At 51.1% G+C, this 13,094-nt stretch carries 11 protein-coding genes and 1 tRNA gene; 5 read left to right on the forward strand and 7 right to left on the reverse strand.

Features of this window, described 5'->3' with window-relative positions; genetic code table 11:
* The first annotated feature begins 4 nt into the window (after positions 1 to 4).
* Together OCV62_RS04015 and OCV62_RS04020 are read left to right on the forward strand one after the other, a co-directional pair.
* Positions 5 to 1,198, forward strand: a complete 1,194-nt coding sequence (locus OCV62_RS04015; protein ID WP_317258837.1) for an acetate/propionate family kinase — start codon at positions 5 to 7, stop codon at positions 1,196 to 1,198.
* 75 nt (positions 1,199 to 1,273) lie between these two features.
* Entirely contained in the window at positions 1,274 to 2,017 is a 744-nt protein-coding gene (locus OCV62_RS04020; protein ID WP_021915577.1) for a M48 family metallopeptidase, read from the forward strand.
* Positions 2,018 to 2,185: 168 nt separating this feature from the next.
* On the opposite strand, the gene OCV62_RS04025 is transcribed toward OCV62_RS04020, so the two are convergent.
* From OCV62_RS04025 to OCV62_RS04055, 7 genes are all read right to left on the reverse strand, one after another.
* Positions 2,186 to 3,007, reverse strand: a complete 822-nt coding sequence (locus tag OCV62_RS04025) for an HAD-IIA family hydrolase (RefSeq protein ID WP_262585233.1) — start codon at positions 3,005 to 3,007, stop codon at positions 2,186 to 2,188.
* Positions 3,008 to 3,013: 6 nt separating this feature from the next.
* On the reverse strand, positions 3,014 to 3,397 hold the full coding sequence (locus tag OCV62_RS04030; protein ID WP_262585234.1) for a DUF1667 domain-containing protein: 384 nt from the start codon (positions 3,395 to 3,397) through the stop codon (positions 3,014 to 3,016).
* Positions 3,398 to 3,403: 6 nt separating this feature from the next.
* Entirely contained in the window at positions 3,404 to 4,813 is a 1,410-nt protein-coding gene (locus OCV62_RS04035; RefSeq protein ID WP_262585236.1) for an NAD(P)/FAD-dependent oxidoreductase, read from the reverse strand.
* Entirely contained in the window at positions 4,810 to 6,261 is a 1,452-nt protein-coding gene (locus OCV62_RS04040; protein ID WP_262585238.1) for an NAD(P)/FAD-dependent oxidoreductase, read from the reverse strand. Before OCV62_RS04040 ends, OCV62_RS04035 begins: the two co-directional genes overlap by 4 nt.
* A 44-nt stretch (positions 6,262 to 6,305) precedes the next feature.
* The gene (locus OCV62_RS04045) at positions 6,306 to 7,226 is read right to left on the reverse strand and encodes an aldo/keto reductase (protein WP_262585239.1); all 921 of its coding nucleotides are present in this window, start codon (positions 7,224 to 7,226) and stop codon (positions 6,306 to 6,308) included.
* Between the two features lie 230 nt (positions 7,227 to 7,456).
* Positions 7,457 to 9,334 (reverse strand): ATP-dependent zinc metalloprotease FtsH, encoded by a 1,878-nt coding sequence (gene ftsH / locus OCV62_RS04050; RefSeq protein WP_262585240.1) that lies wholly within the window; start codon positions 9,332 to 9,334, stop codon positions 7,457 to 7,459.
* Between the two features lie 265 nt (positions 9,335 to 9,599).
* Positions 9,600 to 9,672: transfer RNA gene (locus tag OCV62_RS04055), tRNA-Lys, on the reverse strand.
* 386 nt (positions 9,673 to 10,058) lie between these two features.
* On the opposite strand from OCV62_RS04055, the gene OCV62_RS04060 reads away from it, so the two are divergent.
* The 3 genes from OCV62_RS04060 (at position 10,059) to OCV62_RS04070 (ending at position 12,822) form a co-directional block, all read left to right on the forward strand.
* A complete protein-coding gene (locus tag OCV62_RS04060) occupies positions 10,059 to 10,706 on the forward strand; it encodes a non-canonical purine NTP pyrophosphatase (protein WP_262585241.1) in 648 nt (215 codons plus the stop codon).
* A gap of 87 nt (positions 10,707 to 10,793) precedes the next feature.
* Positions 10,794 to 12,026, forward strand: coding sequence for an alanyl-tRNA editing protein (locus OCV62_RS04065; RefSeq protein ID WP_262585242.1), 1,233 nt, complete (start codon positions 10,794 to 10,796; stop codon positions 12,024 to 12,026).
* Positions 12,016 to 12,822 carry an HAD family hydrolase gene (locus OCV62_RS04070; RefSeq protein WP_262585243.1) on the forward strand — a complete coding sequence of 269 codons (807 nt, stop codon included), beginning with the start codon at positions 12,016 to 12,018 and terminating at the stop codon, positions 12,820 to 12,822. The genes OCV62_RS04065 and OCV62_RS04070 overlap by 11 nt, the downstream gene beginning before the upstream one ends.
* Positions 12,823 to 13,094 lie beyond the last annotated feature (272 nt).

Below are 13,094 nucleotides of genomic sequence, written 5' to 3' on the forward strand. Positions count from 1 at the left end.
GAAAGTGCTTGTAATCAACTGCGGCAGCTCCTCTTTGAAGTATCAGCTGATCGACAGCCAGAGTGAAGAGGTCCTGGCAAAGGGACTGTGTGAAAGAATCGGAATCGAAGGCAGCAGCGTAACCCATCAGAAAGCCGGAGAAGGCAAAAAGACGGAAGCGGTTCTGATGAAGGATCATACCGATGCAGTAAAGGTTGTGATCGAGAAGCTGACAGATCCGGCAGAGGGCGTGATCGCATCTCTGAAGGAAATTGATGCAGTAGGTCACAGAATCGTACATGGCGGAGAAAAATTCAAGGGATCTGTTGTGATTGATGACAGTGTACTGGAGGCAATTGCGGAGTGCAATGACCTTGCACCGCTTCACAATCCGGCAAACCTGATCGGTATCAGATCTTGCCAGAGGGTAATGCCCGGCGTGCCGATGGTAGCTGTATTCGATACCGCATTCCATCAGACGATGCCCGGCAAGGCTTATTTATACGGTCTGCCGTATGAATATTATGAAAAATACAAAGTACGTCGTTACGGCTTCCATGGAACCAGCCATGATTTCGTTTCCAAACGTGTCGGAGAACTGCTTGGAAAAGACAGAAAGGATCTGAAAATTATCGTATGCCATCTTGGCAACGGTGCTTCCGTATCCGCAGTTGACCACGGTAAATCCGTGGATACCTCCATGGGTCTGACGCCCCTGGAAGGCCTGATGATGGGAACCAGAAGCGGCGATATGGATCCTGCGATCGTTGGTTTTATCGCAGAAAAAGAAAATCTGACAGCTGCAGAGGTCATCAATATCTGCAACAAAAACTCCGGTGTGCTTGGCCTGTCCGGTATTTCCAGCGACTTCCGTGATCTGGTAGAAGCTGCGGCAGCAGGCAACGACCATGCGCAGACGACGCTGGAAGCATACGCTTATCGTGTCGGCAAATATATCGGTGCATATGCGGCTGCTATGAACGGTGTGGATGCCATCGTATTTACAGCAGGAATTGGTGAAAACAACGCACAGGTTCGTGCTCTGATCAGTCAGTATACAGGCTTCCTTGGCTGCGAGATCGATCTGGAAAAGAATAAGGCGGCAGTCGGTGTGGAGGCTGTTATTTCTACTCCGGAATCCAAAGTAACAGCCCTGGTGGTTCCGACCAATGAAGAGCTTGCCATTGCGCGGGAAACAGTTCGTCTGGTGAACGCGTAAGGGAAACGATAATTTGCAACAGGTACGGGCGTTGTCCTGCCGGGGAACCGACGGACAGCGCCCGTGGTAGAATGTATGGAAAAGATCATTGTACTGAAGGGGATTGCAGTCCCTTATGAACTGCAGCGGAAAAATATCAGGAGAATGAACCTGCGCGTCCACAGAGATGGGCGCGTTTTGGTTTCTGCGAGCAGAGATACAGCGCAGTGGGAAATAGAGGCGTTTCTTCTGGGAAATGCGGATTTTGTCCTGCAGAACCGGGAACGCTGTCTGAAGCTGATTGAAGCCGGAGATGGAATCAGCGCCGGGAAAAATCGACGCTATGAAGATGGGGATGTGCTCTATCAGTGTGGAAAAGCCTGCCGCCTTTGTGTTGTGGAGGGCAGGAAAGAGTCGGTGGAGCGGATCGGCCGTGTGATTTTAGTGACACAGAAAAATCCATCCGATGCAGACAGACGCAGACGGATGCTCGAAGGGTATCTGACACAGTGCTGCCTGGAGCAGATGGAAGAAATCTGTGAGAGGATTTATCCGGTTTTTTCCCGGATGGGGGTAGCATGGCCCCAGATTAAAGTGCGCAGTATGGTGTCCCGATGGGGAAGCTGTCAGCCGAAAAAGAAGATCGTGACTTTTTCCAGACAGCTTGGGGAGACGCCGCCTGCGTGCATGGAATATGTTGCAGTTCATGAGTTCTGCCATTTTATCCAGCCGAATCACTCTGCAGCATTTCATCAGCTTATGACGGAGCTGATGCCGGACTGGAGGCAGAGAAAGCAGCTGTTGAACAGCCGGGCATGGGTTGATGTCGGGGAGACATAATATGGCTGGAAGCCTGTGCTTTCCATTGAAAAAATGCGTCTGCCATGGAGAAAAGATTCCGTGCGGCAGGCGCATTTTTGTTCGTTTTTATCTATATATGCCGGAAACTATAAACGATTGTGGATGTTTCGAAAAATTGCATCGGGACTGTTTGGAGAACCGCAGGCGCTACCGCGCCAGTTCTGTGCACACTTCACGGACACTGTCGAAAATCCAGGTTGGTTTGGTGTCGCTCTTTTTCAGGTCATCAAGTGTCGCCTCGCCGGAGAGGACACAGATCGTATCGACTCCTGCATTGACACCGCAGGCGATGTCTGTGTAGATGCGGTCACCGACGATCACGGTGTCCTCTTTGGAGATGCCGAGCTTTTTTAAAACGCAGTCGATCATGATCGGTTCTGGCTTGCCGATGAAAAACGGTGTTTTGCCGGTCGCATTTTTGAGCATGATGCTCATGGAGCCGCAATCCGGGATGTAGCCGAAGCTGACCGGACAGACAAGATCCGGATTGGTTGCAAGATAAGCAACCTCACGCCCGAGCATGATGCAGGTGTCACGTACCTTTTCAGAGGTATTTTCTGTATCAAAGCCGATTAAAACGACAGAGGCGGAATCCTCCGGCTTCGTGACAACGCGGATGCCGTTTTGCTCCAGCTCTGCGACAAGGGAACGGGTTCCCATACAGAAAACGGTCTGTCCGGGATAATTCTCCTGAAGATAAAAAGCGGTTGCCTGGCTGGAAGTATAGAAATGCGAAGCATCGACGGTAATTCCCATCCGGTTTACCTTTTCCACATAGTCCTTTACGGATTTGGAGGAATTGTTGGTGATGAAAATATAGCGTCCTCCATTTTTTTCAATCTGGGAAAGAAAATCCAGCGTTCCTTCAAAAATCGAATTTTCATTATAGATCGTGCCGTCCATATCCAGCAGGAACAGCTTTTTATGCCGGAGTGCATCCGCATTTTTTTTAAATTTATCTGTAAGCATTTCGGATCAGTTCTCCCTGAAACCGGTGGCAACCGGAATATTTTTGGTGGCGACGATATCTGCACCCGTACCTGCCGCGTCGTGCAGCAGGACATCTCCGATCTGAACCGGGGCGACAGCGTGGATCTGACGGATCGCTTCCATGACATCCTTTATTTTACCTTTGGGGATATCGGAGGCAGTCTTAACGGAAACGACAGGCAGGACGCCGCCGGAAACCAGCGCTGTAGAAGTTACGATACGGGTTGGATTGGTGACCTCCCTACGACCGTAAGCAGCGCCGCGGGGGCAGGTATTACCAGTGACGGATACAACCTCGCCGTTTTCAAGCGTAACAGTAAGCGGGCAGCCCAGAGGGCAGCAGATGCAGATTAGATTTTTTTCTTCCATAACAAATCAGCCCTCCTCTTTTGCAACACAGATTGTGATGGATTGTGCGTCGGCGGGAATTGCAGATTTTTTCAGGATGATCTGCTGCATTTCGCCGGGCGCGAGCTTCTTTTTTTTCTGGCGCAGCAGACAGGTATCACCTGCTGTAACAGTCAATACTGCGTCTGTGAATACGCTTCCGACGCGGAAACGAACCAGAAGCGTGTCCTCCATATGGGACAGCCGAATGGACTGCGGAACCGTGTATCGGACGCCGCCCGATGGAATAAGCGGGATGCCGGTGGAGCCGTCCGCAGCAGCGGCGTTGTGAGCGTTATTGTTAGCCTTCACGCCGGTTGAACCTTGCCCGGCAGAAGCGCTGCTCGCGCCGCTGTCAGCCTGTGTGGTCAAATTCTGTTCAGCGGAAGCAGTGCCCGCGCGGTCACCCGCTGTCTGCCGGATATATTCTGCCGCGAATTTTCCGGCACGTCCGGCTTCTTCGGAAACGTAATCGACCAGATCATGTACGTGCAGGACATTGCCGCAGGCGAATACGCCGGGAACGTTCGTTTCGAGGCTTTCATTCACCAGTGGACCGCCTGTGACGGGTGATAAGGATACACCGAGTTTGGTGGAAAGTTCGTTTTCGGGGATAAGTCCACAGGAGAGCAGCAGTGTATCGCAGGGGATATTTTGCTCGGTTCCGGGGATCGGCTTGCGGTCAGGACCGACCTGTGCCAGTGTAATGCCGGTTACGCGATCTTTTCCCTGAATATCGATGACTGTATGGGAAAGCAGCAGCGGAATGTCAAAATCCTCCAGGCACTGGACGATATTTCGCTGCAGACCGCCGGAATAGGGCATCAGCTCGGCAACGGCTTTGACTTTCGCACCTTCGAGGGTCATTCGACGCGCCATAATCAGACCGATATCGCCGGAGCCGAGGATTACTACCTCTTTACCCGGAAGAAAGCCTTCCATATTGACGAGACGCTGGGCTGTACCGGCGGTGTAAATGCCTGCCGGACGGAAGCCGGGGATGTTTAAAGCGCCTCTGGGGCGTTCACGGCAGCCCATCGCGAGAATTACACTGCGGCAGGGCAGCTGCAGGAGTCCGTCTGTGCGGTTCATGGCTGTAACACAATGCAGGCCTGTGGAAGCGTCTGTGCTGATATCCAGAACCATTGTGGAGAGCTTATAGGGAATTTCCAGTGCGAGCGCTTCGTCGATGAAACGGGAAGCGTATTCTGGTCCGGTCAGCTCTTCCTGAAAGGTGTGCAGACCGAAGCCGTTGTGGATACACTGATTTAAAATGCCGCCCAGCTCCTGATCGCGTTCGAGGATCAGAAGATTGGAAACTCCGTTTTTATGGGCGGCGATAGCGGCAGCAAGTCCGGCAGGACCTCCGCCGATGACGATCAGATCATATTGTTTCATAAGCCCGATTCCTCCCTTGTAGTGCCGGTAAGCAGTTCAGAGCCTTGCCCGTGTTTGGTGACAGAAAGTGGGTTCATGGAAAGCTCGCGTTCGAGGATTTCCATGACTCTGGGAGAACAGAAACCTGCCTGACAGCGTCCCATTCCGGCACGGGTGCGTCGTTTTACGCCGTCTAAGGAGCGTGCGCCGACCGGACGGCGGATTGCATTTATAATTTCTCCCTCTGTAACGGTTTCACAGCGGCAGATCACATTGCCGTATGCAGGATCTTCTGACAGAAGCTCTTTTAATTCCTCCGGGGAAGCAGAAGCGACACAGGGAATGCCCTTGCGGGTCGCAATAAAGTTGTCCTTGCAGGAAGCCCCCAGCTTATGGGAAACCAGCTCTGCAACATATTCCCCGATTGCGGGAGCGGAGGAAAGACCGGGAGATTCGATTCCGGCACAGTCAAAGAAGCCGGGAGCATCCTCTGCCTCACCAATTACGAAATCACCGCCTGCTTCGGAGGCGCGCAGACCTGCAAACGAGGTAATTGTCAGATTACCGGGCAGGGACGGAACGCTGAGCCGTCCTTTTTCCATAACGTCAGCAAGTCCTGCCTGGGTGGTATTGACGGCCTCTTTATCGGAAAGGTTTTCGGCGGTGGGACCGACTAACAGGTTTCCGTGGACGGTAGGGCTGACCAAAATGCCCTTGCCCATCTTTCCGGGAAGCTGAAAGATCGTATGGGAAACGAGGGTTCCGGCTTTTTTGTCCAGAAGCTGGTATTCTCCGCGGCGGGGCGTGATAGAAAGCTTGTGGGCGCTGACCTGATTGTGCAGCTCGTCCGCATAGACACCGGCGGCGTTGATGATACAGCGCGCTTCAAAGGTGTCGCCGGCAGCGGTTAAAACGTTCCAGTGACCGTCAGAAGCGTTGCGGGAAAGGGCTTTTACTGTAGTGTCAAAGCGGAACGAAACGCCGTTTACGGCAGCGTTTTCCGCCAGGGCGATCGTCATCAGGAACGGACATACAATTCCACCGGTCGGGCAGACAAGCACTGCCTTTACGTCGTCGGAAAGTGCTGGCTCGAGGGACTTGATAGCCTCACCGGTCACGATGGAAAGACCGGGAACGCCGTTTTTGCGTCCGCGGTCTGCCAGCTCTTCCAGTTCCGGAATCTGGGATTCTTCAAAACAAAGTACCAGGGAGCCGTTTCTGGTAAAGGGAAAATCGAGGTCAGCGGAGAGCTGATCCATGAGTTCGTTCCCTCTCACATTAAAACGGGCTTTTAAGGAGCCGGGCTTTGCGTCGTGTCCGGCATGGATGATGGCGCTGTTTGCTTTGGAGGTTCCGCAGCAGACGTCCTCTTCTTTTTCCAGCACCAGGATATTTAGTTGATAACGGGAAAGCTCCCGTGCAATCGCGCATCCGGTCACACCGGCACCGATTATGATTGCATCATACATGGTAAATTCTCCTTTCGGAAAAATGAAAGTCAGGCACTTGTAAATTACGGCAGAATGTGTCCGGCAGCAAGATAGAGACGATACCATTCCTCACGGGTTAGCGTAATATCGCAGGCGGCGCAGATCTCGCGGAAGCGGGAGGGCTTTGTCGTGCCGGCGATCAGCTGCATGTGTGCAGGGTGACGCAGAATCCATGCAGCTGCAATTGTTGTCGGAGTCGTGCGGTATTTGTCTGCAATTTCCTCCAGACAGTGGTTCAATTCGGGATACTTGTCGCTGCCGATGAAAACGCCTTCAAAAAAGCCGTACTGGAACGGTGACCAGGTCTGGATGGTGATATCGTTGAGACGGCAGAAATCGAGAATGCTGTCGTCGCGGTCAATTGCACCGGCGGTTGTCATGTTGACTTCCATGCCGCTCTGGATCATGGAGGAGTTGGGCAGGGAAAACTGCAGCTGGTCGGTTACGAGGGGCTGGCTGATATATTTCTGCAGCAGCCTGATCTGGCTTGATTTGTGGTTGGAAACACCGAAGTTGCGGACCTTGCCGCTTTGCTGCAGCTGGTTGAAGGCTTCTGCCACTTCTTCCGGCTCCATCAGGGCATCCGGACGGTGCAGGACAAGCACATCCAGATAGTCAGTGCGCAGACGTTTCAGAATGCCGTCTACAGAAGATAAAATGTGTTCTTTGGAAAAATCATACATAACGCCGGAAACAATGCCGCATTTGGACTGCAGAAGGATCTTGTCGCGGATAGAGGGGGACATGTGGATCGCGTCTGCAAACGCTTCCTCGCAGGTGCCCTGACCGTAGATGTCGGCGTGTTCGAAAAAGTTGCAGCCAAGCTCCAGCGCCGTTGCAACGAGTTCCTCGGCTTCTTTAGCGGAAACGTCGCGGATGCGCATGCAGCCGAGGGCAACGGAAGGGACTGTCAGTCCACTTTTTCCAAGTTGAATATATTTCATATACCTATACCTCCACCGGGTAAATTTCACTGCTTTCAGTATACCTCATAAGACGGGAAAAGGAAAGAAAAAGAGATGTCCGGAAGCGTTCAAAAAACGATACCAGAAGAGAAAATTTTGTGTATAGAGAGGGAGCTTCCTGCACGCAAAAACCGGCGGAGATTTTTCAAAAATCTCCGCCGGCTGAAAAAGCCAGGTGTAAAGCAGCCGGTGGCGGTTGCCGTTGTCGGTCAGTTGCCGGAAGCTGCGGGATCCGCCGCTGCGAGCTCAGGCTTGCGCATCAGAATCGTCATAAATTCTTCGCCTGTAATCGTTTCATGCTCGTACAGGTATTTAGCGATTTCATGAAGCTTGGGCAGGTTGTCCTGCAGAAGCTGGATCGCTTTCTGGTGCTGCGTTTTTACAAGGTCGACGGTCAGGGTATCGATCTGGGTCTGTGTCTCGGGTGAGCAGGAAAGGGAGGAATCGCCGCCCAGATACTGGTTTGCAACGGTTTCCATTGCAACCATATCGAAAGTATCGCTCATGCCGTAGCGGGTGATCATTGCACGGGCGAGCTTGGTTGCCTGCTCGATATCGTTGGAGGCACCAGTTGTGATGGAGTGGAAGATGATTTCTTCTGCTGCGCGGCCGCCGGTCAGCGTTGCAATCTTATTTGCCATTTCTTCTTTGGACATCAGGAAACGTTCGCCTTCCTCGACCTGCATGGTATAACCAAGCGCACCGCTGGTACGGGGAATGATCGTGATCTTGTGTACCGGTGCGGAGTTCGTCTGCAGGGCGGCGACAAGGGCATGACCGACTTCATGATAGGAAACGATCAGTTTTTCTTTTTCGGAGAGCACGCGGCTCTTTTTCTGGTAGCCTGCGATAACAACCTCGATGCTTTCTTCGAGGTCTGCCTGTGTTGCAAAACGACGACCGTCGCGGACTGCACGCAGAGCAGCTTCGTTGACGATGTTGGCGAGTTCAGCGCCGGAGGCACCGGAAGCAGCTTTTGCGATTTCATGGAAGTTTACATTATCTGCAATCTTGATCTTACGGGCATGTACCTTCAGGATATCTTCGCGGCCCTGTAAGTCAGGCAGTTCAACCGGAATTCGGCGGTCGAAACGCCCGGGTCTGGTCAGCGCAGGATCCAGGGAATCCGGGCGGTTCGTCGCTGCCAGGATGACAACGCCTTTGGAACCATCGAAACCGTCCATTTCTGTCAGCAGCTGGTTTAAGGTCTGTTCCCGCTCATCGTTGCCGCTGATCTGTCCATCACGCTTTTTACCAATTGTATCGATCTCATCGATGAAGACGATACAGGGAGCCTTTTCACTCGCCTGTTTGAACAGGTCACGTACCTTGGCTGCGCCCATGCCGACGAACATTTCCACGAATTCAGAACCGGAAATGGAGAAGAAGGGAACGTCCGCTTCACCAGCGACTGCCTTGGCAAGCAGGGTTTTACCGGTTCCGGGAGGGCCTACGAGCAGTGCGCCTTTGGGCATTGTTGCGCCGATTGCACGGTATTTTTCAGGGTTATGCAAAAAGTCTACGATTTCGGTCAGAAGCTCTTTTGCCTCATCTTCACCTGCTACATCAGAAAACTTGATGCCGGTGGAGGATTTGACATAAACCTTGGCGTTGCTCTTGCCGAACGACATCGCGCCGCCGGGACCTCCGGTCATGCTGTTGGTCATCTTTTTAAAGAGCAGCTGGCCTAAAAAGATGAAAATAATAGTAGGCAGGATAAAACCGATCAGCATATTCATCAGAGGGGACTGCTGAGTCGGAATCTCGCTGGTCAGATCCGCACCGGAGGAAGTGATCTTATCGATCAATTCGCTGTCGGTGTTGATCAGACCGGTCTTGCAGACCTGAGTTTTGCCATCCTGTTTGAGGGTGTAATAAATGATAGAATCCTGAACGTCGAACTGGACCTCCTGAATCTGTTTGCTGTCGATACCTTTTAAAAAGTCACTGTAGGTCGTTTCCCTGATGCTTCGTTCCATGATCCCCGGAAGAACAAAAATATTAAGCAGGAACATAACGATCAGAGCGACGACGGCATACGTGGCAAGCACTTGTTTTGGTTTTTTGTCATCGGGATTGGTTGTCATAGGTGTCTCCATTCTGTGCGCTGTCTGCACGGCACGGACATGTCGGGATGTCCGGGAAAAATAGTGTCTTAAAAACGTTTCAGATTAAGTTTATTATGCGTCCGGCCTGGGAAATTTACAAGAAAAGAATTGAAAAGAAATTCTAAAAGAAATATAAACTGAAAAGGAATCGGAGAGGGTATCATGTTCTTATGTGCATCTGAAAACAGGAGAACAAAAAAACACCGTCCCCGAAAGTCAAGCTTTCAAAAACAGTGTTTCTTAGTGCACCGCCAGGGGCTCGAACCCTGGACACCCTGATTAAGAGTCAGGTGCTCTACCAACTGAGCTAGCGGTGCATTTTCTTTTGTTTCGCTGAATCTCTGTATCGCTCAGCGACAAGATATATTATATGGCATGGATCGAGTTTTGACAAGTGTTTTTTGAAGAAAATTTAAGAAAAATATGCATAAAAAATGAAATATAAAAACGAGGTAATGCAGCAAAATAAATAAATAAGTCGAAAAAACGATAGACACGAATATGAAAAAAAGAATATAACAGGAAATAACTATAAAAATCAGAAAAGGCAGAAAATTTAAAACGGGTCAAAAATTGGAATGATTGCCGTGCTTTTTTGCAAAACGCTTTTCCTGGTGGCGGCTTTGGAACGGATATGGTAGAATAAACTGAATTGCGCATGCGAGGCAGAATCTTAGATTCTTATCTGCCAAATGGAGACAAAATGCAAAAGAAAACAACAACGTTGATTTATGGAACAGGGAACGCCGGGAAGCTCGATTTGATGCGCCATTACCTGAGCACGCTGCAGGAGATTCGCCTGCTCGGTTTAAAGGATTTGCCATTTTGCTGGGGAGAGATAGAAGAATGTGGGAAGGACCCGCTGGAGAATGCGCGGCAGAAAGCCCTCGCATATTACCGAATCTGCGGGCAGCCGGTTTTTTCACAGGATAGCGGTCTTTATATAGAAGGACTGCCCAAGGAGCGTCAGCCGGGCGTGCATGTACGGCGGGTAAACGGTGTCAACCTGACGGATGAGCAGATGCGGAAATATTATAAGAAGATTGCCGCAGAGCTTGGCGGGCGGTGCGTCGCACAGTATCAGAACGCGATTTGCCTGGTTTTTTCTGAGAATGAAATTTACGAAGCCAGAGGCGGTGCACTGAACTGGAAAAAATTCTGGCTGATGACAGAGGAGCGGCCACAGCGGATGGAAGGCTTTCCTCTGGATGCGATCTGTGCAGATTACCGGACAGGCAGACACTTTTATGATGGAGAAGCTACAATGCCGGAGGAAGAGGGAGACGGCGTGCGTGATTTTTTCAGGAATGCATTAAAGCTGCACGAAATGAGGAATAAGATTGAAAAATAAACTTTTTTAATCGCGAGATTTGTGTCTGCGCGCACTTGACACAAACTCGACATGCGCAAAAAGCGTGCGCAGAAATGAGCGAGAAAGATGACAGAAAAATTATATGATGTGAATGCGTATCTGACAGAATTTGATGCGGCGGTCGTAAGCTGCCAGGTGTTGAAGGAAGGCACAGAGCGAGACGTGAATGGTCAGCTGGCAGTTGGCGAAGCAGCGCGGCCGGATGCGCCACTCTGGGAGGTTGCTCTGGATCGAACCGCCTTTTATCCGGAGGGCGGCGGTCAGCCCTGCGATTTCGGTGTACTCGGCGGCGCCCGGGTGACAGATGTACAGGAAAAGGACGGCATAATTTTCCATTTGTGCAGCGCCCCGTTGGAGGTTGGAAGCTGCGTGCATGGAACCATTGACTGGGACAGAAGGCTGATGCATATGCGGGAGCATTCCGGAGAACATATCATTTCCGGTATCATCTGCCATACTCACGGCTATTCGAATATCGGCTTCCATATGGGAAAGGACTGCGTGACGATCGATTTTTCGGGACCGCTGACGGCAGAACAGATTCAGGAGGCGGAAGACCTGGCGAACCAGAAGGTACTGGAGAATATAGAAATTCTGGCGGAGTATCCGGACAGGGAGACCCTTGCATCACTGGATTACCGCAGTAAAAAAGAGCTGACCGGGGCGATCCGCATCGTTACGATTCCGGGTGCGGATGTGTGCGCCTGCTGTGGAACGCATGTGAAATACACAGGCGAGGTCGGACCTATCAAGGTCATTTCTGCAGAGCATGCAAAGGGTGGAAGCCGTCTGGATATTCTGATCGGGGAAAAAGCGCTGGCAGATTATAAGTGCCGATTCGAAAACACGCAGAAAATCTCGGCATTGCTGTCTGTAAAGCCGGAGCAGACCGCGGAAGCAGCCCAAAAGCTGCTGCAGACGGTGGCTGATCTAAAACAGGAGCTCGGCGCGTTAAAGCTGCGCCTGCTGGAAGAAAAGGTGGATGCCGTAGAGACCGGAAGCAGCGCCTGCGTGCTGTTTGAGCAGGGACTGAGCACAGTGGACGTCCGTAAGCTGGCGGATAAGCTGGCACAGAAGGTCTTATTTGCAGCAGTGTTTAATGGCAGCGATACAGATGGCTATCAGTATGTGATCTGCGCATCTGACCGGGATGTTTCGGCATTTGGCAAGGCGTTCAACAAGGCACTTTGCGGGCGCGGCGGCGGGAAAAATCCAATGATTCAGGGACAGGTAAAAGCAGAGCAGAAAGCAATTTGGGAATACCTGACAAAAGGAGGAGTTTTGCAGGATGGAAAATAAAGACAGAAAGATTGTATTTTTTGATATTGACGGAACGCTGGTCGATGGACCGACCCATCAGATCCCGCAGAGTGCAGTGGAGGCGATCCGTAAACTTCGCGAAAATGGACACCTGGCATTTATCAATACGGGACGGACGTTGGTGAGCATTGAGCCGAGAATCCGCGAAATCGGATTTGACGGCCTGGTATGTGGCTGCGGAACACATATTTATTATGAAGGAGAAACGTTGTTTAGCCACAGCATTTTGCATGAAAAATGTACGGAAATCGTATATGAGCTGCGCAGACTCGGCATCCCGACATTTTTTGAAGCGGAGGAGCATGTGTATTATGACAGCCGCTGTATGAGTCCGGAGCTTGGCAATTCGGTTTCCAATTTTAAGAGTCTGAACTGCTCTGTGCCGGACATGCCGGAGCGGCCAGAGGACAGTGATGTGGTGTTTGATAAATTTTTCTGCCTGCTTCGTCCGGATGATCCGGTGGATAAGCTGAGAAGCTTTATCGGAGACGAATTTACTGCAGTGCCTCAGGGAGAGCATTATCTGGAAATTGTTCCGACAGGCTGCAGCAAGGCGGAGGGGATCCACATTTTACAGAAAAAACTGGGAATCCCCAAGGACAACTGTTATGCCATTGGGGACTCTGAAAACGATATTCCGATGCTGGAGGCTGTGCCCCACAGCATTGCGATGGGTGTCTGCTCCAAAACGATCCTGCCGTATTGCAGCTACCGGACCAAGCCGGTTCTGGAGGACGGAATCGCGAACGCGTTAAAGCACTACGGGCTGATTTAAGCCGTCTACGCGGGTGCGATTGTACTGCGTGGACTGGTAACGGGTACTGGATGCCTGATACGGGATGAGATCCTCCTGTAGATTTTTAATGAAAGGATGATAAAAAAAGACGGGAAGAAAATCCTGTCTTTTTTTGTTCTGAGTGCTTATAGGTTCATAAATAAAACCCTTTCGTTTGCCATAGGCTCCTCCCACTACCTTTAGGTGGTGGGAGGAGCCTTGTAAATCTTTAATCGTTAACCCTGATTCTCAATATATTTTTGTATGGTAGT

Source organism: Gallintestinimicrobium propionicum, from assembly GCF_025567525.1.
Lineage (GTDB): Bacteria > Bacillota > Clostridia > Lachnospirales > Lachnospiraceae > Gallintestinimicrobium > Gallintestinimicrobium propionicum.

What these genes read in the sequence shown, in the direction of transcription:
- OCV62_RS04020 (WP_021915577.1), top strand. Translation starts at nt 1,274, where the DNA reads ATGGAAAAGATCATTGTACTGAAGGGGATTGCAGTCCCTTATGAACTG.
- OCV62_RS04025 (WP_262585233.1), bottom strand. Translation starts at nt 3,007, where the DNA reads ATGCTTACAGATAAATTTAAAAAAAATGCGGATGCACTCCGGCATAAA.
- OCV62_RS04030 (WP_262585234.1), bottom strand. Translation starts at nt 3,397, where the DNA reads ATGGAAGAAAAAAATCTAATCTGCATCTGCTGCCCTCTGGGCTGCCCG.
- OCV62_RS04035 (WP_262585236.1), bottom strand. Translation starts at nt 4,813, where the DNA reads ATGAAACAATATGATCTGATCGTCATCGGCGGAGGTCCTGCCGGACTT.
- OCV62_RS04040 (WP_262585238.1), bottom strand. Translation starts at nt 6,261, where the DNA reads ATGTATGATGCAATCATAATCGGTGCCGGTGTGACCGGATGCGCGATT.
- OCV62_RS04045 (WP_262585239.1), bottom strand. Translation starts at nt 7,226, where the DNA reads ATGAAATATATTCAACTTGGAAAAAGTGGACTGACAGTCCCTTCCGTT.
- ftsH (WP_262585240.1), bottom strand. Translation starts at nt 9,334, where the DNA reads ATGACAACCAATCCCGATGACAAAAAACCAAAACAAGTGCTTGCCACG.
- OCV62_RS04060 (WP_262585241.1), top strand. Translation starts at nt 10,059, where the DNA reads ATGCAAAAGAAAACAACAACGTTGATTTATGGAACAGGGAACGCCGGG.
- OCV62_RS04065 (WP_262585242.1), top strand. Translation starts at nt 10,794, where the DNA reads ATGACAGAAAAATTATATGATGTGAATGCGTATCTGACAGAATTTGAT.
- OCV62_RS04070 (WP_262585243.1), top strand. Translation starts at nt 12,016, where the DNA reads ATGGAAAATAAAGACAGAAAGATTGTATTTTTTGATATTGACGGAACG.